Source organism: Streptomyces subrutilus (assembly GCF_008704535.1).
GTDB classification, from domain to species: domain Bacteria; phylum Actinomycetota; class Actinomycetes; order Streptomycetales; family Streptomycetaceae; genus Streptomyces; species Streptomyces subrutilus.
The window spans coordinates 3,035,192-3,056,752 of sequence record NZ_CP023701.1; the positions used below are offsets into that span (position 1 = coordinate 3,035,192).

23 protein-coding genes and 1 pseudogene are annotated in these 21,561 nt (G+C 73.8%); 9 read left to right on the top strand and 15 right to left on the bottom strand.

The genetic code is table 11. The features are described from left to right. Positions 1-28: 28 nt before the first annotated feature. From CP968_RS12980 to afsQ1, 3 genes are read right to left on the bottom strand one after another with little or no spacing between them, the layout of a single operon-like run. Entirely contained in the window at positions 29-700 is a 672-nt protein-coding gene (locus CP968_RS12980; RefSeq protein ID WP_229885982.1) for a hypothetical protein, read from the bottom strand. Then, positions 687-2,168, bottom strand: a complete 1,482-nt coding sequence (locus CP968_RS12985; RefSeq protein WP_150518175.1) for a sensor histidine kinase — start codon at positions 2,166-2,168, stop codon at positions 687-689. Before CP968_RS12985 ends, CP968_RS12980 begins: the two co-directional genes overlap by 14 nt. Beyond that, complete coding sequence (gene afsQ1 / locus CP968_RS12990) at positions 2,165-2,842, bottom strand: two-component system response regulator AfsQ1 (protein ID WP_189828836.1); 678 nt, start codon at positions 2,840-2,842, stop codon at positions 2,165-2,167. Before afsQ1 ends, CP968_RS12985 begins: the two co-directional genes overlap by 4 nt. Positions 2,843-3,021: 179 nt before the next feature. Between afsQ1 and CP968_RS12995 the strand changes: the two genes are divergently transcribed. Beyond that, positions 3,022-3,729, top strand: a complete 708-nt coding sequence (locus CP968_RS12995) for a SigE family RNA polymerase sigma factor (RefSeq protein ID WP_150518177.1) — start codon at positions 3,022-3,024, stop codon at positions 3,727-3,729. Between the two features lie 162 nt (positions 3,730-3,891). On the opposite strand, the gene CP968_RS13000 is transcribed toward CP968_RS12995, so the two are convergent. Next, complete coding sequence (locus tag CP968_RS13000) at positions 3,892-4,599, bottom strand: uridine kinase family protein (protein WP_150521892.1); 708 nt, start codon at positions 4,597-4,599, stop codon at positions 3,892-3,894. A gap of 54 nt (positions 4,600-4,653) precedes the next feature. On the opposite strand from CP968_RS13000, the gene CP968_RS13005 reads away from it, so the two are divergent. Further along, positions 4,654-5,004: a hypothetical protein gene (locus CP968_RS13005; RefSeq protein WP_150518178.1), complete on the top strand. Its 351-nt coding sequence runs from the start codon at positions 4,654-4,656 to the stop codon at positions 5,002-5,004. Positions 5,005-5,097: 93 nt separating this feature from the next. Here the strand turns inward: CP968_RS13005 and CP968_RS13010 are convergent, their stop codons facing one another. Genes CP968_RS13010 through deoC form a run of 3 tightly spaced genes read right to left on the bottom strand, consistent with a single transcriptional unit; the run spans position 5,098 to position 8,394 of the window. Then, on the bottom strand, positions 5,098-5,997 hold the full coding sequence (locus CP968_RS13010; RefSeq protein WP_150518179.1) for an aldehyde dehydrogenase family protein: 900 nt from the start codon (positions 5,995-5,997) through the stop codon (positions 5,098-5,100). Further along, on the bottom strand, positions 5,990-7,426 hold the full coding sequence (locus CP968_RS13015; protein ID WP_150518180.1) for an aldehyde dehydrogenase family protein: 1,437 nt from the start codon (positions 7,424-7,426) through the stop codon (positions 5,990-5,992). Before CP968_RS13015 ends, CP968_RS13010 begins: the two co-directional genes overlap by 8 nt. Positions 7,427-7,431: 5 nt before the next feature. Then, positions 7,432-8,394: a deoxyribose-phosphate aldolase gene (deoC, locus tag CP968_RS13020; RefSeq protein WP_150521893.1), complete on the bottom strand. Its 963-nt coding sequence runs from the start codon at positions 8,392-8,394 to the stop codon at positions 7,432-7,434. A gap of 374 nt (positions 8,395-8,768) precedes the next feature. Between deoC and CP968_RS13025 the strand changes: the two genes are divergently transcribed. The 3 genes from CP968_RS13025 (at position 8,769) to CP968_RS13035 (ending at position 10,315) form a co-directional block, all read left to right on the top strand. Then, on the top strand, positions 8,769-9,416 hold the full coding sequence (locus CP968_RS13025) for a PH domain-containing protein (protein WP_150518181.1): 648 nt from the start codon (positions 8,769-8,771) through the stop codon (positions 9,414-9,416). Positions 9,417-9,504: 88 nt separating this feature from the next. Next, entirely contained in the window at positions 9,505-10,077 is a 573-nt protein-coding gene (locus tag CP968_RS13030; RefSeq protein ID WP_150518182.1) for a VanZ family protein, read from the top strand. 37 nt (positions 10,078-10,114) lie between these two features. Then, on the top strand, positions 10,115-10,315 hold the full coding sequence (locus CP968_RS13035) for a PspC domain-containing protein (protein WP_150518183.1): 201 nt from the start codon (positions 10,115-10,117) through the stop codon (positions 10,313-10,315). Between the two features lie 47 nt (positions 10,316-10,362). Here CP968_RS13035 and CP968_RS13040 read toward each other — a convergent pair whose 3' ends face one another. From CP968_RS13040 to CP968_RS13050, 3 genes are all read right to left on the bottom strand, one after another. Further along, complete coding sequence (locus CP968_RS13040; RefSeq protein ID WP_150518184.1) at positions 10,363-11,124, bottom strand: hypothetical protein; 762 nt, start codon at positions 11,122-11,124, stop codon at positions 10,363-10,365. Between the two features lie 132 nt (positions 11,125-11,256). Continuing rightward, positions 11,257-11,517, bottom strand: coding sequence for a hypothetical protein (locus CP968_RS13045; RefSeq protein WP_150518185.1), 261 nt, complete (start codon positions 11,515-11,517; stop codon positions 11,257-11,259). 139 nt (positions 11,518-11,656) lie between these two features. Beyond that, the gene (locus CP968_RS13050; protein ID WP_150518186.1) at positions 11,657-12,805 is read right to left on the bottom strand and encodes an adenosine deaminase; all 1,149 of its coding nucleotides are present in this window, start codon (positions 12,803-12,805) and stop codon (positions 11,657-11,659) included. A gap of 114 nt (positions 12,806-12,919) precedes the next feature. Between CP968_RS13050 and CP968_RS13055 the strand changes: the two genes are divergently transcribed. Beyond that, positions 12,920-13,645: an alpha/beta hydrolase gene (locus CP968_RS13055; protein ID WP_150518187.1), complete on the top strand. Its 726-nt coding sequence runs from the start codon at positions 12,920-12,922 to the stop codon at positions 13,643-13,645. Between the two features lie 20 nt (positions 13,646-13,665). On the opposite strand, the gene CP968_RS13060 is transcribed toward CP968_RS13055, so the two are convergent. Further along, the gene (locus tag CP968_RS13060; protein WP_167536799.1) at positions 13,666-14,844 is read right to left on the bottom strand and encodes an ATP-grasp domain-containing protein; all 1,179 of its coding nucleotides are present in this window, start codon (positions 14,842-14,844) and stop codon (positions 13,666-13,668) included. A gap of 173 nt (positions 14,845-15,017) precedes the next feature. Between CP968_RS13060 and CP968_RS13065 the strand changes: the two genes are divergently transcribed. After that, positions 15,018-16,031, top strand: coding sequence for a helix-turn-helix transcriptional regulator (locus CP968_RS13065; protein ID WP_150518189.1), 1,014 nt, complete (start codon positions 15,018-15,020; stop codon positions 16,029-16,031). 5 nt (positions 16,032-16,036) lie between these two features. On the opposite strand, the gene CP968_RS13070 is transcribed toward CP968_RS13065, so the two are convergent. Further along, positions 16,037-16,975: a LysR family transcriptional regulator gene (locus CP968_RS13070; RefSeq protein ID WP_150518190.1), complete on the bottom strand. Its 939-nt coding sequence runs from the start codon at positions 16,973-16,975 to the stop codon at positions 16,037-16,039. A gap of 98 nt (positions 16,976-17,073) precedes the next feature. Here CP968_RS13070 and CP968_RS13075 point away from each other — a divergent pair, with 98 nt between their 5' ends. Then, entirely contained in the window at positions 17,074-18,405 is a 1,332-nt protein-coding gene (locus CP968_RS13075) for an MFS transporter (RefSeq protein WP_150518191.1), read from the top strand. A gap of 185 nt (positions 18,406-18,590) precedes the next feature. Then, a complete protein-coding gene (locus CP968_RS13080; RefSeq protein WP_150518192.1) occupies positions 18,591-19,607 on the top strand; it encodes a sigma-70 family RNA polymerase sigma factor in 1,017 nt (338 codons plus the stop codon). Here the strand turns inward: CP968_RS13080 and CP968_RS13085 are convergent. The 3 genes and pseudogenes from CP968_RS13085 to CP968_RS13095 form a co-directional block, all read right to left on the bottom strand. After that, positions 19,494-19,832: an STAS domain-containing protein gene (locus tag CP968_RS13085; RefSeq protein ID WP_229885985.1), complete on the bottom strand. Its 339-nt coding sequence runs from the start codon at positions 19,830-19,832 to the stop codon at positions 19,494-19,496. The genes CP968_RS13080 and CP968_RS13085 overlap by 114 nt on opposite strands. A 163-nt stretch (positions 19,833-19,995) precedes the next feature. Next, a pseudogene (locus tag CP968_RS13090) lies at positions 19,996-20,247 on the bottom strand (Uma2 family endonuclease); the annotation flags it as partial. 35 nt (positions 20,248-20,282) lie between these two features. Continuing rightward, positions 20,283-21,560: a thymidine phosphorylase gene (locus tag CP968_RS13095; protein ID WP_150518194.1), complete on the bottom strand. Its 1,278-nt coding sequence runs from the start codon at positions 21,558-21,560 to the stop codon at positions 20,283-20,285. Between the last annotated feature and the right edge of the window lies 1 nt (position 21,561).

The window sequence follows — 21,561 nt, forward strand, 5'->3', positions numbered from 1 at the left end:
GGGCCGCGGGCCCGCCTCGCGCCCCCGCTCAGGAGCGGGACGGCGAGGGGGCCGGGGTCGCCGAGGGGCGGACCAGTTCGCCCAGGGTCGGGACCGACTCCGGGCGCGAGCGCACGGCGTCCGTGCACTCCCAGGCCCGCGGCGGGTCGGCGTCCGGGCCGCCCAGCACCACCGGGCCGGGGCCCGCGGAGACGGCCTCGCTGCCCGCGAGCGTGCACACGATCTGCGACAGGGCCACCGGCGGCAGGTCCTCCGGCTTGCGGCTCAGGCGCACCGCCCCCGCCGGGTCGCCGGGGCGCGGCGCGCCCGCGGTCAGCCCGGCCGGAACGCCCGTGCTGAAGCCGGCGTCCCGCTCCTCCCCGGCTGGCGCCTTCTGCAGGGCCTCCAGCAGCGCCTGCGCGACCAGGGCGACGGGATCGCGCAGGGCCCGCTTCTCGGGGACGGGGACCAGCCGCTCGACCCCCACCAGCTGCGATCCGCAGACCAGTTCCACGGTGGCCCTGAAGCCCTGGACCCCGCTCTGCGCCGGCTGGTCCGGGGTGTCGCACGACACCCGCGAGGGCGCCGGGCCCACGTCGACGGGCACCGTCGTCGCCCGGATGCCGCACCCGGACACCAGCAGCACCGCCAGGCACGGCAGCACCGCCAGCGCGGCCCGGTGCGTCCGGTGCGCCCGGTGTCGGGGCCTACGCGTCGCCATCCTCGATCACCCTCCCCACGTCCACCGGCAGCCGCAGCGTGAACAGCGCGCCGCCGTCGGCCCCGTTGGCGGCGGTGATGTCACCGCCGTGGATGTGCGCGTTCTCCATCGCGATCGACAGGCCCAGGCCGCTGCCGTCGGACTTGGGCCGGGAGGCGCTCGCCTTGTAGAAGCGGTCGAAGACGTGCGGGAGCACCTCCTGCGGGATGCCGGGCCCGTTGTCGCGGACCACGATCACCAGCCACTCGCCGTCCACGGAGACCGAGACCCGCACCGGCGAGCCGCCGTGCTTGAGCGCGTTGCCGATCAGGTTCGCCAGGATCACGTCCAGGCGGCGCGGGTCGAGGCGCGCCACGATCCCGCGCTCCGCGTCGAGTTCGACCGCGTCGAGCCAGGCCCGGGCGTCGATGCAGGCGGTGACCTGGTCGGCGACGTTCACGTCGTCCAGCACCAGACGGGCCGTGCCCGCGTCGAAGCGGGTGACCTCCATGAGGTTCTCCACCAGGTCGTTGAGCCGCCGCGTCTCGCTGACGACCAGCGCCACCGCCGGTGCGATCATCGGGTCGAGGTCGTCGACCTCCTCCTCCAGCACCTCGGCCACCGCCGTCAGCGCGGTCAGCGGCGTGCGCAGCTCGTGCGACATGTCCGCGACGAAGCGACGGCTGGACTCCTCCCGCGCGCTCATGTCGGCGACCTTCTTCTCCAGCGCCTCGGCCGTCTTGTTGAACGTGTGCGACAGGTCGGCGAGTTCGTCCGTGCCCGACACCGCGAGCCGGTGGTCGAGCTCGCCCTCGCCGAGCCGCCGCGCCGCCTCGCCCAGCCGCTGCACGGGCCGGAGCACCGTGCGGGCCGCGGCCTGCGCCAGCAGCGCGGACCCGAGCAGCGCGAGCCCGGTCGCGATGGTCAGCGACCAGCCCAGCGCGTTCAGGTCGTCGCGCTCCTGCGCCAGCGACTTGTACATGTAGCCCGTCGGCCCGCCGCCCACGATCCGCGTCCCGCCGACCAGGTACGGATTGCCGTGCGGCTTCGTCCGCTGCCAGTACACGTGGTACTCGGAGTCGTTGGCGGAGGTCGTCTTCTGCCGGTCGTCCACCGCGTGCTGGAGGGACTGCGGTACGTCGTGCAGCCCGAAGGCGTCGGGCCCCGCGGCGCCGAAGACCCGGCCGTCCTTGCCGTCGCGCACCAGCAGCACGCTGTAGCCGGGGCTGCTGCCCGCCATCAGCTCGGCGGTGCGCTGCATCTCCTGCGCCGTCGGGTCCGTGGGCAGCGCGGCGGCACGGTTCTGCATCTCCTGCCGGAAGTCGCCGAGGGCGGCGTCCTGGGTGCGGGTGAGCACGGCCTCGCGGTTGAGCCAGTACGCGATGCCCGACGCGGAGACGGCGGCGGTCAGCGCGACCAGCGCGAAGACGACGATGAGTCGCAGCCGCAGGCTGGTCCAGCGCCGGCCCGCGAGCAGCGACGGGATCACAGGGGGGAGTCCAGGCGGTAGCCGACGCCCCGGACGGTGCGGATCAGGGTGGGCGAGGACGGGACGTCCTCCACCTTGGCCCGCAGCCGCTGCACGCAGGCGTCGACGAGCCGGGAGTCGCCGAGGTAGTCGTGCTCCCAGACCAGGCGCAGCAACTGCTGGCGGGAGAGGGCCTGGCCGGGCCGGCGGCTCAGTTCGAGGAGCAGCCGCAGCTCGGTCGGGGTCAGCTGGAGGTCCTCGCCGTTCTTCGTGACCGTCATGGCGGCGCGGTCGATGACCAGCGTGCCGAAGGCGGCCGAGTCGCTGGACTCGCGCTCGCCGCGGCGCAGCACGGCCCGGATGCGGGCGTCGAGGACCCGGCCCTGGACGGGCTTGACCACGTAGTCGTCGGCACCGGACTCCAGGCCGACGACCACGTCGATGTCGTCGTTGCGCGCGGTGAGCAGGATGATCGGCAACTGGTCGGTGCGGCGGATGCGGCGGCACACTTCGAAGCCGTCGATCCCGGGCAGCATCACGTCCAGCACGATCAGGTCGGGCCGCTGCTCGCGCAGCAGTTTCAGGCCGTCCTCGCCCGTCGCCGCGGTGGCCACTCGGTGGCCCTGGCGTGACAGGGAGAGTTCGAGGGCCGTGCGGATGGCGTCGTCGTCCTCGATCAGCAACAGGAAAGGCACGGCCTCATTCTGTCCCATGCTCCGTCGGTAGTTCGACCGCCGGGGCTCACGGAATCGCGGTGCGGGCGGCTGTGACAGGCCTGTGACAGTCGAAGGACACCCCGGTTATGTCGGCCCGGCAGGCTTCACTCATCGAACGGAGCACGGACCCAGGCAGACTCCACGACGGGGGGCGCGAGATGAACACGCTGCACAGCACCACGAAGAGCACGGTCGTCACGCGGCTGCACGATGTGAACCGTCGGGTGGGTGTCCGTACGGTCGCGGTCCCCCGGACCCGGCCGGCGCACGTGACGGCCATCGACGCGAACACCTACCGGTCCTCGGCGGTCGCCCCGGCGCTGCCGGCGGCTCCGTCCAGCGCCTCGGAGGCGGAGTTCACGGCGTACGTCCGGGAGCGGCGCGCCGCCCTGTACGCGACGGCCTTCCACCTCACCGGCGACCGGCACGAGGCCGAGGACCTGCTGCAGAGCGCGCTGTTCTCCACGTACCGCGCCTGGGACCGGATCAGCGACAAGGCGGCCGTCGGCGGCTACCTGCGGCGCACGATGACGAACCTGCACATCAGCGCGTGGCGGCGGCGCAAGCTCAGCGAGTACCCGACGGAGGAGCTGCCGGAGACGGCCTCGGACACGGACGCGATGCGCGGCACCGAGCTGCGCGCGGTCCTGTGGCAGGCGCTGTCCCGGATCCCGGAGCCGCAGCGCACGATGCTGGTGCTGCGGTACTACGAGGGCCGTACGGACCCGGAGATCGCGGAGATCCTCGGGATCAGCGTCGGCACGGTGAAGTCGAGCATCTGGCGCTCGCTGCGGCGGATGCGCGACGACGAGGCGCTGAGCTTCGGCACCGACGAGGCCGAGTCCTTCGAGGAGCTGGTGGCGTAACGCGCCGCCCACGAACCATCGGGCCGGGGGGCCCGTCCTACGGGGGTGGGACGGGGGTCACGGGGGGAAAAGGCGGGATCATGCGGCCGGGGGTCCGCACGGTCCCGCCTTTTCGCGTGCCCCGGTCCGGCGCCCCCGGGCGTACCGTGCGCGGCGTGGGCGCTACGCGGGGGCGGCGGTGCGGTGGCGGCCCGCGGCCGCGGCGGCCAGCCGGCCGAGCGCCTCGTCGCGGCCGCAGGGGTGCGCGCCGAGGGCGCAGTGGCGGGCCACGATGCCGCGCTCGGCCCGCATCAGCCGCCAGCCCCTGCGCAGCAGGAACGGCACGGACTTGCGCCCCTCGCGCAGGTCGCGGGCGAGCCGGCGGCGGAAGGTGGTCGCGGGGCGCCCGCGCAGGCACAGGGCGTCCGCGAGGACGCCGCGCTCCTGGCAGCGGGCCACGATGTCGGCGGCGAAGATGCCCTCCGCGATGAACAGCGGCGTCCGCGGGGAGCGGGCGATGTCCAGGGTCTCGCTCCCGGTGCGCGAGCTGGTAGCGATGTCGTAGACGGGCACCTCGGTCCGGCCCGCCGCGCACAGTTCGGCGATCGCGGCGACGGCCGCGTCGGCGTCCCAGGACAGCGGGGAGTCCCAGTCGATGTCGGAACTGCCGTCGACGAGCGGGAGGCCGGGGTCGCCGGCCTCCTTGTAGAAGTCGTCGAGGCGCAGCACGGGCAGGCCCGAACGGGCGGCCAGCACGGATTTTCCGGAGCCCGACGGACCGGTCAGCAGGACGACGCGGGTCGGCGAAGGAGAGGAGCAGCTCACGGGACACCAGTGTGAACCATTCCCCCGGGTAGGGGACCCTCCCGGTGGCCGGTTGGTATCCAGGATCACACCTCCACTACGCTGCGTGCGCACGCGACTACGACCACAGGCGGGAATCCCATGGCACGTCACGCAGCCCCCTCCACCCCCGGCCGGCTCCGCGCGGCGGGCCTGACGGTCTCGATGGCCGGCGCCGCCTTGGCGATGGCCGCCGGGGGCGCCCAGGCCGGCGAGCTGTCCGTGCCGGCGGCCCTGGCCGGGGTGGCCGACCCGGTGGCGAACCTGAAGGTGAACCCGCTGGCGCACACGGGCGTTGACCCGCTGGACAACGGCGTCGCCACGAAGATCGCGGACTTCCCGCCGGTCGGCACCGGGATGGTCACCGGCGTGCTGACGCAGGGCCCCTCGGTCGGCGAACTGCCCACGGCCGCCGTCTCCTCGCTGCTCGGCCCGGCACTGCCCCGGACGTAGCCGTACAGCCCGTACGGGCCCCGCGCACGCGAAGGCCCCGGCAGCGCGGGGGACGCTGCCGGGGCCGGTCTCGGTGGGGAGCTCGCGTACGGACTAGTACGAGGAGCCGCCCGCGCCCAGCGAACCCGTCGGGTGCCAGACGGTCTTGGTCTCCAGGAACGGCGTCAGGCGCGCCGTGCCCGGGTCGGCGCTCCAGTCGTCCACAGGCTGTGGACGCAGGACGCGCTTGAGGTTGTCGGCCGCGGCGATCTCCAGCTCCCTGGCGAGGGCCGCGTCGGCGCCCGCCAGGTCGATCGCGTTGACGTCCTGGTGGGACGCGAGGTGCGGGCCCATCTCGGCCGCCTTGCCGGACAGGATGTTGACCACGCCGCCGGGCAGGTCGGAGGTGGCCAGCACCTCGCCCAGGGAGAGGGCGGGCAGCGGGGACGCCTCCGAGGCGATGACCACGGCGGTGTTGCCGGTCGCGATGACCGGGGCGATCACCGAGACCAGGCCCAGGAAGGACGAGTCCTGCGGGGCCACGACCGCGACCACGCCGGTCGGCTCGGGGGTGGAGAGGTTGAAGTACGGGCCCGCGACCGGGTTGGCCCCGCCCACGATCTGGCCGATCTTGTCGGTCCAGCCCGCGTACCAGACCCAGCGGTCGACGGCCGCGTCCACGACGGCAGCCGCCTTGGACTTGGACAGGCCCTCGGCCTCGCCGACCTCGCGGACGAACTGCTCGCGGCGGCCCTCCAGCATCTCGGCGACGCGGTAGAGGATCTGGCCGCGGTTGTAGGCGGTCGCGCCGGACCAGCCGCCGAAGGCCTTGCGGGCCGCGACGACCGCGTCACGGGCGTCCTTGCGGGACGACAGCGGGGCGTTGGCCAGCCACTTTCCCTTGGCGTCAGTCACCTCGTACACCCGGCCGCTCTCGGAACGCGGGAACTTCCCGCCCACGTACAGCTTGTAGGTCTTGAAGACGCTCAGCCGCGTCACGGAAGACTCAGACATCGAGGTAACCCTCCAGGCCATGGCGGCCGCCTTCGCGCCCGAAGCCCGACTCCTTGTAGCCGCCGAACGGCGAGGTCGGGTCGAACTTGTTGAACGTGTTGGCCCACACCACGCCCGCGCGGAGCTTGCCCGCGACCGCGAGGATGCGGGAGCCCTTCTCGGTCCAGATGCCGGCGGACAGGCCGTACTGGCTGTTGTTGGCCTTCGCGACGGCCTCGTCGGGCGTACGGAAGGTCAGCACGGACAGCACCGGTCCGAAGATCTCGTCGCGGGCGACGGTGTGCGCCTGGGTGACGTTCGTGAAGAGCGTCGGCGCGAACCAGTAGCCGACCGACGGCAGCTCGCACGCCGGGGACCAGCGCTCGGCGCCCTCGGCCTCGCCGGTCTCGGCGAGCGCGGTGATCCGGGCCAGCTGGGCGGCGGAGTTGATCGCACCGATGTCGGTGTTCTTGTCGAGCGGGTCGCCCAGGCGCAGCGTGGACAGGCGGCGCTTGAGGGAGTCCAGCAGCTCGTCGTGGATCGACTCCTGGACCAGCAGGCGCGAGCCCGCGCAGCAGACCTGGCCCTGGTTGAAGAAGACGCCGTTGACGATGCCCTCGACGGCCTGGTCGATCGGGGCGTCGTCGAAGACGATGTTGGCGCCCTTGCCGCCCAGCTCCAGGGTGACCTTCTTGTCCGTACCGGCGATCTGGCGGGCGATGGCCTTGCCGACCGCGGTCGAACCGGTGAAGGCGACCTTGTTCACGTCCGGGTGCTCGACGAGGGCGGCGCCCGCGTCGCCGTGCCCGGTGAGGATGTTGACGACGCCCTTGGGCAGGCCCGCCTGACGGCAGATGTCCGCGAAGAACAGCGCCGACAGCGGCGTGGTCTCGGCGGGCTTGAGGACGACCGTGTTGCCGGTGGCGAGCGCCGGGGCGATCTTCCACGCGAGCATCAGGAGCGGGAAGTTCCACGGGATGACCTGGCCGGCCACGCCGAGCGGGCGCGGGTTCGCGCCGTAGCCCGCGTGGTCGAGCTTGTCGGCCCAGCCCGCGTAGTAGAAGAAGTGCGCGGCGACCAGCGGGAGGTCCGCGTCGCGGGTCTCCTTGATCGGCTTGCCGTTGTCCAGGGTCTCCAGGACGGCCAGCTCGCGGCTGCGCTCCTGGATGATCCGGGCGATGCGGAAGAGGTACTTGGCGCGCTCGGAGCCCGGCAGCGCGGACCACTTCTCGAAGGCCTTGCGGGCGGCCTTCACGGCGCGGTCCACGTCGGCGGCGCCGGCCCGGGCGACCTCGGCCAGGACCTCCTCGGAGGACGGCAAGAGCGTCTTGAAGACCTTGCCGTCGGCGGCCTCGGTGAACTCGCCGTCGATGAAGAGCCCGTAGGACGGCGCGATGTCGACGACGGACCGCGACTCGGGAGCGGGTGCGTACTCGAAAAGGGATGCCATGGTGATCAGTCCACCGTCACGTAGTCGGGACCGGAGTAACGGCCGGTGCTCAGCTTCTGCCGCTGCATCAGCAGGTCGTTGAGCAGGCTGGAGGCGCCGAAGCGGAACCAGTGGTTGCTCAGCCAGTCCTCGCCCACGGTCTCGTTGACCAGGACCAGGAACTTGATCGCGTCCTTGGTGGTGCGGATGCCGCCGGCCGGCTTCACGCCGATCTGGACACCGGTCTGCGCGCGGAAGTCGCGGACGGCTTCGAGCATGAGCAGGGTGTTGGCCGGAGTGGCGTTCACCCCGACCTTGCCGGTCGACGTCTTGATGAAGTCGGCGCCGGCCATCATGCCGATCCAGGAGGCGCGGCGGATGTTGTCGTACGTCGACAGCTCGCCGGTCTCGAAGATGACCTTGAGCCGGGCCGAGGTGCCGTCCTCGCGGACGCACGCCTCCTTGACGGCCGTGATCAGTTCGAAGGTGTCGAGGTAGCGGCCGGCGAGGAAGGCGCCACGGTCGATGACCATGTCGATCTCGTCGGCGCCGGCGGCGACGGCGTCACGGGTGTCGGCGAGCTTGACCGGCAGGGCCGCACGACCTGCCGGGAAGGCCGTGGCCACGGAGGCGATCTTGACGTCGGCGCCGTTCAGGGCGGCCTTCGCGGTGGCCACCATGTCGGGATAGACGCAGACCGCGGCCGTGGTGGGGGTCGTACGGTCGGTCGGGTCGGGGTGGACGGCCTTCGCGGAGAGCGCCCGGACCTTGCCCGGGGTGTCCGCACCCTCGAGCGTCGTCAGGTCGATCATCGAGATGGCCAGGTCGATGGCGTACGCCTTGGCCGTCGTCTTGATCGAGCGGGTGCCGAGCGCGGCCGCGCGCGCCTCCAGGCCCACGGCGTCGACGCCGGGGAGCCCGTGGAGGAAGCGGCGCAGCGCGCTGTCGGACGTCGTCACGTCAGCGAATGCGGGGAGGGTGATGGGCATGGTCACCAGATGAGCATATCTACGCGCGTAGCGACATGTCACCCCCCTCCCTCGTTCCGGTGCGGAATCGACACCTCCGCTCACTGTCGCGCGGATGCGGACTCCGGCGGCCGGCGTGGACGCCCCGCGGACGGGCACCGGGGACGGGACCACCGTCACCCCGGGTGGACGGCGCCGCCGCGGTCCTCCGCATCGCGAGCCGGAGCAGGTCGACAGGGCCCGCCTCCCCACCGCCGAGGTCCGCGGGGACACGGCCCGCCCCGAGCCGCGCGCCGTCGCCTGCGGCGGCGAGACCACCGCGGGCCGCCGGCCCGGCGGCGCCCTCCTGTACGCCGATCTCGTGGGCCGGGACGGCGTGGGGCAGAATCGACCGCATGAGCAGCCAGCAGCAGCCGACCGACGAGCCTGTCTACGCCGACCGGACCTACCGGTCCTCCATGGCCGTCGTGACCGGCGTACTGCTCCTCGCGCTCACCGCCTGGCTGTGCGGGGACGCCGTGGTGCGGGGTTCGGGCAGCACGCCGTGGATCGCGCTGGCCGTCGCGCTGTGCGCGGCGCCCCTGATCGTCGCCTTCACCCTCCGCCCGGCCGTCTTCGCCAACGACGACCGGCTGCGCGTACGGAACCCGTTCCGTCTGATCGAGCTGCCCTGGGGGGCCGTGGACGCGGTGCGCGCCCGCTACTCGGCCGAGGTGCTGGCCGGCGGGAAGACGTACCAGCTGTGGTCCGTGCCCGTCTCCCTGCGCGAGCGCAAGAAGGCCACCCGGCCGCAGGGTGGCCGCTTCGGCGGCCTGATGGGCCGCGGCACGGCCGCGCCCGTGGCGCGGGGCCCCGCCGCGAAGCCCGCCGCGCGGCCGCGGGCCGCCGCCGACCAGGTGGTGGACGAGCTGCGCGACCTCGCCGAGCGCGGTGCCGCGCGGCCGGGCGCGCAGGGCGGCGTGCACGTGCGGTGGGCGTACGAGGTCGTCGTCCCCGCCGTCGCCGGCGTGGTGCTGCTGGTCGCCCTGCTCGCCGCCGGCTGACGGCCGCAGCGGCCCGGCCCGGCCGTGGTCCGCGCCACACCTCGGGCCCGGCGGAACCGGTGCTACCGGCCGACGCGTCCTCGCAGGTGTGCAGCGCCTTGAGGCCGGCGACACCGCCGCCACCGCCATCCGATTCCGGCTCCGACTCGCGTCCGGGGCCGTCCTCGCCGCCCACCTCCTGCTCGTCGGCTGGCTGACCCTGCGGCCCCTGGACGTGCCCTGGGCCGCGGCCGCGAATCTGAGCCCGCTCGCGGGCATCAGGGCCGACCTCGCCGCCGGGCCGCTGGAGGCCGCCCGGCGGATCGGGGAGGGGCTGGCGCTGCTGGCTCCGCTCGGCGTGCTGCTGCCGCTGGCCGGCGGGCGGCTCGCGCCGTCGCGGCTGTCCGCGTGGTCCTCACTGGCCCGGACGGCGGCCGCGGGCGCGCTGGTCTCCGTGTGCATCGAGATGCTCCAGACCGCGGTCCCCGGCCAGGTGGTCGACGTGGACTCGGTCCTGCTGAACACGGTGGGCGTCCTGCTCGCGCACCTGGCCGTCGTACCGGTGCTGCGCGCGCGGCTGCGCCGTTCGCGGGCCGTCTGTCAGGGGGCTACCCCGAGAATTACCAGGGTCGGACTCGGCCCCTGGACCGAGGTCCTGTCGGCCGTCCAGCGGGAGTATTGAGGCATCGCACGAAGCCGATCCCGACGAAGGAGAAACCATGAGCGCCCTGGCCCGCCCCCGTGACGGACGATGGATCGGCGGAGTCTGCGCCGGTCTGGCGCGGCGTTTCGGAACGTCCGCGAACACGATGCGCGTCATCTTCGTCGTCTCGTGCCTGCTGCCCGGGCCCCAGTTCCTGGTCTACCTGGCGCTGTGGCTGCTCCTGCCGAACGACAAGCCCGCCACCGGCGCCTGGTAGCCGCCGGCGCGCCCGCGGCGCGCCCGCACGCACGGCCGCCGGGCGGGTCAGCCGGCCGCGCGGACCTTCTCCAGCTGCTTGTCCGCCACTTCCTGCGGCACCTGCGCCTTCTGCTGGGCCGCGGTCACGTTCAGGGCCATCAGCCGCACGATGGTGTCGCCCTGGCGCACGACGACCAGGTGGACTTCGGCCGAGACGCCCTGGGCGGCCGCGGTGGTGGTCCAGCTGACGCTCTCGTCGCCGGTGGTCCGGTACGCCGTGGCCCGTACCTCGCGGTAGCTGCCGCTCTGCTTCTGGACGGTGGCGGTGAAGCCGGTGCCGCAGGCGGCGACGGCGGTCCTGAGGCGGGCGACGAGGGCCTTGGCGTCGCTCTCGGCGTACGAGCTGACGGAGGCGGAGACGGCGAGTCCGACCTGCTTCTGGGAGCCGACGCCCCGGTTGACGGTCTCGCGCGCGGCCGGGTCGGGCTTGTCGCCCATGACGTCGGCCAGCGGCTGGCAGGCCGTGCGGTCGGCCTGGGGCTGCCCGTCGGGGGCGTTGGGGTTCTTGCCCTGCGCGGAGATCTGGTAGCCGGTCAGGTCGCCCTGTTCGAGCGCGGACCGCTCCAGCCTGCTGCCGCCGGTCTTCGGTGCGGCGCCCGGGGCGGAGGAGGCGGCGGACGGGGCCGGGGCGCCGGGCGCGCCGGAGGCGGCGCCGGGGGACCCCTTGGGGTCGGGGCCCTTGCCCGTCGCGGTGCCCGCGCCGCTGCAACCGACCGCCGCGCAGAGCAGGGCCGGGAGCAGGGCGACCAACGTCGTTCGTGCCTTCATGCGCATGACCGGAACCTCATACCCCGTGAGTCGGCGGGCAGTTGGTGGTGATCGTGGCACACGGCACGGCGGGGCACACACCCCTTCGAAGGGGCGTGCGCCCGCCGCACACGCGTACGCGTCGCGGCAGGATCAGCCGCCGAGGCCGTTCAGGCCGCCGGTGAGCGGGTTCAGCAGGCCGGTGACCTGGGAGGTGGGGTCGCTGGACTGGTGGCCTTCCTCCGCGCCGACCTGCTGCTGGCTGGTGACGCCCTGGAGGGCGCCGGTGGCGCTGCCGAGCGCGTCGGTGAGACCGACGGCGGGGACGGCGGCCGAGGCGGTACCGGCGGCGACGACGGCGAAGGCGGCACCGAGAGCGGCGGCACCGATGGTCTGGGCTGCTGACTTCTTCATGAAAGATCGTCCTTGCGACGGGGAATTGAGCGGCTCCGCAAACTAGTCACTTCAAACCCGGTCCCGCAAACATCCTTAAATACGAGAAAGCGCCCGGGAATTGCTCCTCCCGGGCGCTTTCGGTCCGTCATGCCGTGGCCTAGGCCGAGACGGAACCCCTGGTGGAAGCGGTCTGCTGGAACAGCCATTCCGACTTCAGCTCCGCGTAACCGGGCTTGATGACCTCGTTGATCATGGCCAGTCGTTCATCGAAAGGAATGAACGCGGACTTCATCGCATTGACGGTGAACCACTGCATGTCGTCCAGCGTGTAGCCGAAGGTGTCGACCAGGTGCTCGAACTCGCGGCTCATGCTGGTGCCGCTCATCAGCCGGTTGTCGGTGTTGACGGTGAGCCTGAAGTGCAGCTTCCGCAGCAGTCCGATCGGGTGCTCGGCGTAGGAGGCGGCCGCGGCCGTCTGCAGGTTCGAGGTCGGGCACATCTCCAGGGGGATGCGCTTGTCCCGTACGTACGAGGCCAGGCGGCCCAGCGTGACGGTGCCGTCCTCGGCGACCTCGATGTCGTCGATGATCTTCACACCGTGGCCGAGGCGGTCCGCGCCGCACCACTGCAGGGCCTGCCAGATCGACGGCAGGCCGAAGGCCTCGCCCGCGTGGATGGTGAAGTGGTTGTTCTCGCGCTTGAGGTACTCGAAGGCGTCGAGGTGGCGGGTGGGGGGGAACCCGGCCTCGGCGCCGGCGATGTCGAAACCGACCACGCCGTTGTCGCGGTAGCGGTTGGCCAGCTCGGCGATCTCCAGCGCGCGGGCCGCGTGGCGCATCGCCGTCAGCAGGGCGCCGACGCGGATGCGGTGGCCGGCGGCCCTGGCGCGGCGCTCGCCCTCGCGGAAGCCGTCGTTCACGGCCTCGACGACCTCTTCGAGGGTCAGGCCGGCTTCCAGGTGCTGCTCGGGGGCGTACCGGATCTCGGCGTACACGACGCCGTCCTCGGCCAGGTCCTCGGCGCACTCGGCGGCGACCCGGAAGAGGGCCTCCTTCGTCTGCATGACCGCGCAGGTGTGCGCGAAGGTCTCCAGGTAGCGCGGGAGGGAGCCGGAGTCGGCGGCTTCCCGGAACCAGACGCCGAGCTTGTCGGCGTCGGTCTCGGGGAGGTTCTCGTAGCCGGCCTCGCGGGCCAGCTCGATGATGGTCCCGGGGCGCAGGCCACCGTCGAGGTGATCGTGCAGGAGCACCTTCGGGGCGCGGCGGATCTGGTCCGGGGTCGGCAGGTTGAGGGTCTCGCTCGTCATCTGCGCACTCTAGCTCCTACGCGCGTAGAGCGGTGCCCCGGCGGCCTGCCTTGATATGTAACAGTGACCGTGCGGACGGGTTGCGTACACCTCGGGGTCTGAGACTGTTCCGCCATGGCACAGCATGCGCCGCCGGCGCGCGGGGCCCGCCTGGGGCGGGCGGCCGGCGCGAACGGCCCGGCAGAGACGGTCAGTGGTGTGGTGCTCCTGCTTCCCGGGGCCTCCCGCTTCTCCCCCGGTCCGCTGCGTCCGCTGGCCCGGGCCCTGGCCCGGGCGGGCGGCCCGCAGGGGCTGGTCGCGCACCCGGTCCTGCACGGCGGGGGCTCACCGCGCGAGGAGCAGGCGCGGTGGTCGGCGGACGAGGTGGTCCGGCGCTACGGCGACGTGCCGGTGTGCCTGGCCGGCTACGGCGCGGGGGGCCGGGCGGCGCTGCTGGCGGCCGGGCACGAGGCGGTGGGCTCCGTGCTGGCGCTGGCGCCCTGCCTGCCGGAGGGGCCGGCCGCGGCGGACGCGCCGGACCCGGTGAAACAGCTGTCGGGCCGGCAGGTGCTGATCGTGCACGGCACGAACGACGCGCGCAGCGACCCGGAGGCCTCGTTCCTCCTGGCGGCGCGGGCCAAGAAGGCGAACCGCTCGACCTGCCGGTTCGAGGTGCACTCGGACGGCCACGGGCTGCGCGAGCACCAGGCGGAAGTGGTGGCGCTGGCGGTGGACTTCGTCCTGGGCTCGGTGTTCTCGGGCCGGTACGCGCGCCCGCTGACCGACGCCCTGGCGGCGCCGCCGCCGCTGGGCCTGCGCATGCCGCTGGCCTCCGGCTTCGGCCGCCCCCCGCGCCGCTGAGCGCGCCGCGGCCCGGCGCCCTACGCCTCCGGCCGGGCCTGCCCGAGCAGTCCGGTGGCCCGGTCCAGGGTGCGGGTCAGGGAGCCGGGGGTGGGGGCGGTGGCCAGGACGTACGCGTGGTGCAGCGCGCCCGTCGGGGCGCTGCGGACGGTGGAGCCCGGCGGTACCTCCAGCTGGACCCGGACCACGCCCGGCACGGCGCGGGCGGCGGCGACGGCGGGCCGGACGCCGTCGAGGCGGCGGCCGGGCGGGAAGTCGACGTAGCGCAGGCCGGCGTAGGCGGTGCGCGGCCGGCGCACGGGCTCGGGCAGGCCCAGGCCGGCGGCGAGCGCGAGGCCCAGCACGTCGGTGCCGTGGGCGAGCCGGAGCAGCCGGGCGAACTCCTCGCCGCCCGGGCGGGCGTGGCACTCGACGAGGCGGGGGCCGCGCGGGGTGAGGATGACCTCGGTGTGGGAGGGGCCGTCGCGGTGGCCGGCGAGGTCGAGGACGCCGCGGACCAGGGCCCGTACGGCCGCGGCGGTCTCGGCGGGCAGGGCCACGGGCAGTTCGTGGCCGGCGGCGGTCAGCTCCGGACCCCGGCGTCTGCGGGCCCAGCCGAGGACGCGGTGGCGGCCGGCGCGGGAGAGGGCCTCGACGGCGAGCTCGGGGCCTTCGAGGAACTCCTCGACGAGCAGGTCGGTGACCTCGGGGTAGGCGCGGGCGGCGGCCCGGGCCCCGTGCGCGTCGCGGACGAGGCGCAGGCCTTCGCCGTCGGCTCCGGCGCGGGGCTTGACGACGCAGGGGTAGCCGATGAGGGCGGCGAGGAAGGGGAGGGTCGCCGCGCGTCCGCAGCGGGCGAAGGATACGGGCCGGCCGGGGTGCAGGGCGTTGGAGCGGGCGCGCAGGGCGGCCTTGTCCATGAGGGCCCCGACGGCGGCCGCGGGAGTGCCGGGCAGGCCGAGTTCCTCGTTGGCCCGGGCGGCGGACAGGGCTCCGGCGGCGTCGAAGCCGAAGACGGCGGCCCGGCCCCGGCGGACCTCTTCCATCCGGGCGACGGCCCCGACGAGACGGCGGTGGTCGCGCCAGTCCGTCCGTACCTGCCGCTCCGCCCCCTCACGGTCGGATGACACCGATGGATCCGGCGCGACCACCACGATGCGCGCGCCCGCGCGGCGGGCGGCCGCCACCACGGCGGGTCGCGGGCTCAGCAGCACGGCCACGGGCCCACGCGCCTCCACGGGTGTCCCCTGCCGCATCCCGCGCTCCCCCCTCACGCCGTGCTGCCACTGTGCCGGTTCGGCATATGCCGAGGGCCGCGGGGCAGGCATCGTCTTGCCGCCTTGCGGGAACACGAGGGGTTTACGAACAGACACAGTCCGGGACGAATACGCCTATGCCAGCCGATCACCGCACCGGAGAATCCGCCGAGCTCAGCCCGGCGGCCAGGCGCCTGTACGCGTACGCCGTCGAGCGGCACTCCTTCGACGCGGGCGAGGCCACCGGCGCCCTGGGGGTCCGTGCGGCCGCCGCGATCACCGAGCTGTCCGCCGCGCACCTGCTCCAGCGGGCGCCGGGCGGCGGGCCGGACCGGTGGAGCGCCGTCGCGCCGCGGGCGGCGGCGGCGCGGGCGCTGGCTCCGCTGGCCCTGCTCGTCCGGGAGACGCACGACGAGATGGACCGGCTGCGGGGGCGGCTGGAGGAGCTGGTCCCGGCGTACGAGGCGGGGACGGCGCACCGGGACCTGAGCGGGTCGGGCCGCCTGGAGCTGGTCACGGACCTGGGCGCGGTACGGGGGCTGATCGCGCAGCTGGTCGCGTCCTGCGAGCGGGAGCTGCTGACCTCGCAGCCGGGCGGGGGCCGGCCGCTGGAGACGCTGGAGGAGTCGATCGGCCGCGACGAGTCGCTGCTGGCGCGCGGGGTCCGGATGCGGACGATCTACCAGCACACGGCGCGCTACTCGCGGCCCACGGCGGCGTACGTGGAGCGGGTGACGGCGCTGGGGGCGCAGGTGCGGACACTGGGCGACGGGCTGATGCGGATGCTGGTCTTCGACGAGCACACGGGGCTGATGGCGGTGCCGGACCGCAGCGGGGCGGCGCTGGTGGTGCGGGAGCCGAGCGTCGTGCACTTCATGACGTCGGCGTTCGAGCGGTCCTGGCTCGGGGCGCGGCCGTTCCCGTTGACGGTGAGTCCGGACGCGGCCCGGTCGATCTCGGACGAGCTGCGGCAGACGATCGTGCGGCTGCTGTCGGAGGGGCTGGAGGACAAGGTGATCGCGCGCCGGCTGGGCATGTCGGAGCGGACCTGCCAGCGCCACATCGCGGAGATCATGCGGGCGGTGGGTGCCAAGTCCCGCTTCCAGGCCGGGTTCCTGCTGTCCTCGTATCCGGCGCCCGGGTCCCCGTAGGCCGCTCAGCCCTGCGGCTCCAGTTCGGGGATGAGGCGGCCGCGGCGGGAGAGCAGGAAGCGCTTGAACTCGGCGACGGGCGGGGTGTCGGGGTGGCCGTCGAGCCAGGCGACGCCGATCTCGCGCACGGCGCGCGGGGCGGTGACGGTCAGCTCGACCACGCCGGGCCGGGCCACGGCCGGGGGCGGCAGCAGGGCCACCCCGAGCCCGGCGGCGACCAGGCCGCGCAGGGTCTCGGCCTCTTCTCCCTCGAAGGCGACGCGGGGGGTGAATCCGGCCTCCGCGCACAGGTCGTCGGTGATGCGGCGCAGGCCGTAGCCCGGTTCCAGGGTGACGAAGGTTTCGTCGGCGGCTTCGGCGAGGCGGATCCGCTTGCGGCCGGCGAGGCGGTGGTCGTCCGGGACGACCAGGCGCAGCCGCTGTTCGTCGAGCCGGCGGGCCACGAGGTCGGGGGCGTCGGGCAGCGGCGAGGTCAGGCAGAGGTCGAGCTCGCCGGCGCGCAGCCGCTCCAGCATGGCCTCGCCGTAGTTCTGGACGAGGGAGAAGCGGATGCGGGGGTGGTCGGCGCGGAAGGCGCGGATGAGGCCGGGCACGGTTTCGGAGCCGAGGGTGTGCAGGAAGCCGAAGGCGACCTTGCCGGCGGCGGGGTCGGCGTCCTGCTGGACGGATTCGGCGGCGCGGGCGATCTCGGTGAGGGCCCGCTCGGTGGAGGCGAGGAAGGCGTGGCCCGCCGTGGTGAGGGCGACGGTGCGGCCCTTGCGGGCGAACAGCGTGACGCCGAGGTCCTGTTCGAGCCGGACCATGGCGCGGGAGAGGGTGGACTGCGGGACCCCCAGCTCGTGCGCGGCGCGGGTGACGTGCTCGTGCCGGGCCACGGCCGCGAAGTACGCGAGGCGCGGGGCCAGCAGACGTGTCACCGCCATGTCTTCTTCGTAACGGTTCATCGACATGCACCCTCTTGAGCTGTACTGATGCGCGAGTGGATCGATTATTGCGAATCCGTGCATTGGACGCATGAAAAAGACGTGCCTACCGTCGACGTATGCCTCCCGCTCATACCGGGGCGCCCGTCATCGCGGGTGCCTCCACCTCGCCGTTCCCGGACCCGACCCGGGTCCCGTCCTCCCCCGGCACTTCCGCGGCCCCCGCGGCCCCCGAGGCCCGCGAGCCCGGCCGTCCCGGTTACCGCCGCATGAGCCTCGCGCTCTTCGCCGCCGGCCTCGCGACCTTCGCCCTCCTCTACTCCACGCAGGCACTGCTGCCCGCGATCTCCGACGGGTTCGGCGTGACGGCCGGTCAGGCCAGCTGGACGGTGTCGGCGGCCACGGGTGCGCTCGCGCTGTTCGTGCTGCCGCTGAGCGCGCTGTCCGAGCGGTTCGGGCGCACCCGGATGATGACCTGGTCGATGGCGGTGGCCGTGGGCGTCTCCCTGCTGGTGCCGTTCGCTCCGAGCCTGGAGTGGCTGGTGGTGCTGCGGGCCGTCCAGGGCGCGGCGATCGCCGGCATCCCGGCCTCCGCGATGGCGTACCTCGCGGAAGAGGTGAAGCCGAAGGCGCTGATCGGGGCGATCGGCCTGTTCGTGGCGGGCAACTCCATCGGCGGCATGAGCGGCCGGCTGGTCACGGGCTGGGCGGCGCAGCTGGGCGGCTGGCGGGTGGGCCTGCTGACCGTGGGGCTGATGTCGCTGGTGTGCGCGGTGGCCTTCCTGGCGCTGCTGCCCCGGGCCCGCTTCTTCCGGCCGGCGTCGCTCAACCCGCGCGCGGTGGGCCGTACCGTCGCCGGTCACCTGCGCGATCCGCTGCTGCTGCGGCTGTACGGGATCGGCGCGCTGTTCATGACGGTGTTCGGCGCCGTGTACACGGTGATCGGCTACCGCCTGGTGGACGAGCCGTTCTCGCTGGGGCAGGGCGTGGTCGGCTCGATCTTCCTGGTCTACCTGGTCGGTACGGTCTCCTCCGCGGCGGCGGGCCGGCTGGTGGGCAGGACCGGGCGCCGGGGCGCGCTGTACCTGGCGGTGACCACGACGGCGCTGGGCCTGCTGTGCTCGCTGGCCGACTCGCTGCCGCTGATCCTGGCGGGGCTGGTCCTGATCACCGCGGGCTTCTTCGCGGGGCACGCGGTGGCCTCGGCCGCCGTGAGCCGCACCGCGCGCACCGGCCGGGCGCAGGCCTCCGCGCTCTACCAGTCCGCCTACTACCTCGGCTCCAGCGCCGGCGGCACGCTGGGCGCGCTCGCCTACCACGCGGCGGGGTGGGAGGCGACGGTGGGCATCGCGCTGCTGGCGGTCCTCGGCGTCGTGTCGATCACCCTGTACGGCTCGCACGCGGCCCGCGCCGAGCGGCGCACGGGGGTCCCGGCGGCCGTGGCGCGCTGACCCGGCGGGGGGCGGTCGGCAGTCGCGCCGGCCGGCGTTCGCGTCGGCCGGGGTTCGCGTCGGCCGGCGTTCGCCCCGGCCGGCGTTCGTGCAGGTCGGCGACCGTCACCGGTGCTTCCGGCTGCCGTTGTCAGAGCCCTCGGGTAGGTTCCCAAGGAGTAGGAACTTACCTGGGGGCGACAGCCATGAGTGACCTCGCGACGACGCCGGCGGACCTGGACCTGGACGCGGCGATGGACCGGTACCGGACGGAGCTGACCGGCTACTGCTACCGGATGCTCGGCTCCGCCTTCGACGCCGAGGACGCGGTGCAGGACACCTACATCCGCGCCTGGCGCAGCCACTCCGCGTTCGAGGGGCGCTCCTCGCTGCGCTCGTGGCTGTACCGGATCGCCACCAACGTCTGCCTGGACCTGCTGAAGGCCGGGAACCGGCGCGCACGGCCCATGGACCTCACCGCTCCGCAGCACCAGGCCTCCGCCGTGCTCAACGAGCGGTCCGAGGTGACCTGGCTGGAGCCGGTGCCGGACGGCCGGGTGCTCCCGCAGCACGCGGACCCCGCCGAGACGGCGCTGGCGAAGGAGTCGGTGCGGCTGGCGTTCGTCGCGGCGCTGCAGCACCTGCCCGCGAAGCAGCGGGCGGTGCTGATCCTGCGCGAGGTGCTGGCCTGGAAGGCGGACGAGGTCGCGAAGCTGCTCGACACCACGGTGGCGTCGGTGAACAGCGCGCTCCAGCGGGCCCGGGCGACCATGGCCGGCCAGGCGCTGCGCGAGAGCGACCCGGCGGACCCGCTGGACGCGGAACAGGCGAAGCTGCTGGAGCAGTACCTGGCCGCCTTCGAGGCGTACGACATCTCCCGGCTCACCACGCTGCTGCACGAGGACGCGGTGCTGTCGATGCCGCCGTTCGACCTGTGGCTCCGGGGGCACGAGGACATCGCCGCCTGGCACCTGAACCAGGGCATCGGCTGCAAGGGTTCGCGGCTGGTCCCGACCACGGCGAACGGGATGCCGGCCTTCGGGCAGTACCGGCCGCGCGAGGACGGGACGCCCGGTCACACGCCGTGGGCGCTCCAGGTGCTGGAGGTGTCAGGGGGGAAGATCGTCGGCCTCAACGCCTTCCTGGACACGGCCCGGTGGTTCCCGCTCTTCGGCCTCCCCGAGCAGCTCGACGAGTCCGACGAGGTGCAGCAGACCGCGTAGGGCGGGCCCGGCCCCGGTGACGGTGAGGGTCCCGCGGCCGTGCGCGGCCAGCCGGAGCCGGGCCAGGGCCTGTACGGCGCCCAGGTCGGGCGCGGTGACGGCGGCGGCGTCGCACACCACCGCGCCCGCACCGCCGTCGTACAGCCGGGCCAGGCGTGCGCAGAGCCGGGCCGCGTCCAGGGCGGTGGGGGTCGGTCCGGGCAGGACGAGTCGCGTGATCTCCACGTGGGGGTGACTCCCCCGGCGGCCCGAACTCATCGACGGGCGGGCCGGGGCGTCGGATCGACGGGAACGCCGAGGTGTCGGTGGTGATGTCGAAGGGCGGGGGAAGCCGGAACGCGTCGCCGAACCTGCCCGCTGCCGGAGCCCGGTGGACGCCTCGGCGCGGTTCGCCGTAGAGCGTCGGCGTCGGTCCACCGGGCGCGTGCGCGTCGATGAGCAGGTACGGCGGAACGCCCGCCTGCGCATATCCCGCCGCCTTCGCCATGCGGTCGTGCGAAGCGTTCGACGGGGACGTGACCTCGGCGACCAGCTCGCCCGCCGCGGCGGGCACGTGACTGCCGCGTCCTCCCGCACGTCGCCGGCGAGGACCAGCAGGTCCGGCATCCCGGCGTGCCGAACGGGACCGGTGGGCGTCCACCGGTCCCGTTCGGCCGTACGAGGGAGCGCGCGGTCCTAGGCGATGCGGTCCAGCACGATCGGCGTCGCGGAGAAGGCCGTGCCGGCCGGGGCGACGTCGTAGGAGCCCTCCAGCGCGGACAGGGCGTAGTCGAACTTCTCCGGGGTGTCCGTGTGCAGGGTCATCAGCGGCTGGCCGGCCGTGACGGTGTCGCCCGGCTTGGCGTGCAGCTCGATGCCCGCGCCCGCCTGCACCGGGTCCTCCTTGCGGGCGCGGCCCGCGCCCAGGCGCCATGCGCCGACGCCCACCGCGTACGCGTCGAGGCGGGTCAGCACGCCCGAGGCGGGGGCGGTGACGACGTGGTGCTCGCGGGCCACGGGCAGGGCCGCGTCCGGGTCGCCGCCCTGGGCCGCGATCATCCGGCGCCACACGTCCATCGCGGAGCCGTCGGCCAGCGCCTTCGCCGGGTCGGCGTCCTTGATGCCCGCCGCGTCCAGCATCTCCCGGGCCAGGGCCAGGGTCAGCTCCACGACGTCGGAGGGGCCGCCGCCGGCCAGGACCTCGACGGACTCGCGGATCTCCAGCGCGTTGCCGGCAGTGAGGCCGAGCGGGGTGGACATGTCGGTGAGCAGCGCGATCGTCTTGACGCCGCTGTCGGTGCCGAGGGCGACCATGGTCGAGGCGAGCTCGCGGGCGTCCTCGATGTTCTTCATGAAGGCGCCGGTGCCGACCTTGACGTCGAGCACCAGGGAGCCCGTGCCCTCGGCGATCTTCTTCGACATGATCGAGGAGGCGATCAGCGGGATGGCCTCGACGGTGCCGGTGACGTCGCGCAGCGCGTAGAGCTTCTTGTCCGCGGGGGCGAGGCCGTCGCCCGCCGCGCAGATGACCGCGCCGGTGGTGTCCAGGACGTGCAGCATCTCCTCGTTGGAGAGCAGCGCGCGCCAGCCCGGGATGGACTCCAGCTTGTCGAGGGTGCCGCCGGTGTGGCCCAGTCCCCGGCCGGACAGCTGCGGGACGGCCGCGCCGCAGGCCGCGACGAGCGGGGCCAGCGGCAGGGTGATCTTGTCGCCGACGCCGCCGGTGGAGTGCTTGTCGGCGGTGGGGCGGGAGAGGGAGTCGAAGTTCATGCGCTCGCCGGAGGCGATCATCGCGGCGGTCCAGCGGGCGATCTCGGTGCGGTTCATCCCGTTCAGCAGGATGGCCATCGCCAGCGCCGACATCTGCTCGTCGGCGACGACACCGCGCGTGTACGCGTCGATGACCCAGTCGATCTGCTCGGGGCTCAGCTCACCGCGGTCCCGCTTGGTCCGGATGACGGAGATGACGTCCATG

Bases quoted from the DNA above. Each gene is read 5' to 3' on its own strand.
- CP968_RS12980 (WP_229885982.1), bottom strand. From the start codon at position 700: ATGGCGACGCGTAGGCCCCGACACCGGGCGCACCGGACGCACCGGGCC.
- CP968_RS12995 (WP_150518177.1), top strand. From the start codon at position 3,022: ATGAACACGCTGCACAGCACCACGAAGAGCACGGTCGTCACGCGGCTG.
- CP968_RS13005 (WP_150518178.1), top strand. From the start codon at position 4,654: ATGGCACGTCACGCAGCCCCCTCCACCCCCGGCCGGCTCCGCGCGGCG.
- CP968_RS13010 (WP_150518179.1), bottom strand. From the start codon at position 5,997: ATGTCTGAGTCTTCCGTGACGCGGCTGAGCGTCTTCAAGACCTACAAG.
- CP968_RS13015 (WP_150518180.1), bottom strand. From the start codon at position 7,426: ATGGCATCCCTTTTCGAGTACGCACCCGCTCCCGAGTCGCGGTCCGTC.
- deoC (WP_150521893.1), bottom strand. From the start codon at position 8,394: ATGCCCATCACCCTCCCCGCATTCGCTGACGTGACGACGTCCGACAGC.
- CP968_RS13025 (WP_150518181.1), top strand. From the start codon at position 8,769: ATGAGCAGCCAGCAGCAGCCGACCGACGAGCCTGTCTACGCCGACCGG.
- CP968_RS13035 (WP_150518183.1), top strand. From the start codon at position 10,115: ATGAGCGCCCTGGCCCGCCCCCGTGACGGACGATGGATCGGCGGAGTC.
- CP968_RS13040 (WP_150518184.1), bottom strand. From the start codon at position 11,124: ATGAAGGCACGAACGACGTTGGTCGCCCTGCTCCCGGCCCTGCTCTGC.
- CP968_RS13045 (WP_150518185.1), bottom strand. From the start codon at position 11,517: ATGAAGAAGTCAGCAGCCCAGACCATCGGTGCCGCCGCTCTCGGTGCC.
- CP968_RS13050 (WP_150518186.1), bottom strand. From the start codon at position 12,805: ATGACGAGCGAGACCCTCAACCTGCCGACCCCGGACCAGATCCGCCGC.
- CP968_RS13055 (WP_150518187.1), top strand. From the start codon at position 12,920: ATGGCACAGCATGCGCCGCCGGCGCGCGGGGCCCGCCTGGGGCGGGCG.
- CP968_RS13065 (WP_150518189.1), top strand. From the start codon at position 15,018: ATGCCAGCCGATCACCGCACCGGAGAATCCGCCGAGCTCAGCCCGGCG.
- CP968_RS13070 (WP_150518190.1), bottom strand. From the start codon at position 16,975: ATGAACCGTTACGAAGAAGACATGGCGGTGACACGTCTGCTGGCCCCG.
- CP968_RS13075 (WP_150518191.1), top strand. From the start codon at position 17,074: ATGCCTCCCGCTCATACCGGGGCGCCCGTCATCGCGGGTGCCTCCACC.
- CP968_RS13080 (WP_150518192.1), top strand. From the start codon at position 18,591: ATGAGTGACCTCGCGACGACGCCGGCGGACCTGGACCTGGACGCGGCG.
- CP968_RS13095 (WP_150518194.1), bottom strand. From the start codon at position 21,560: ATGGACGTCATCTCCGTCATCCGGACCAAGCGGGACCGCGGTGAGCTG.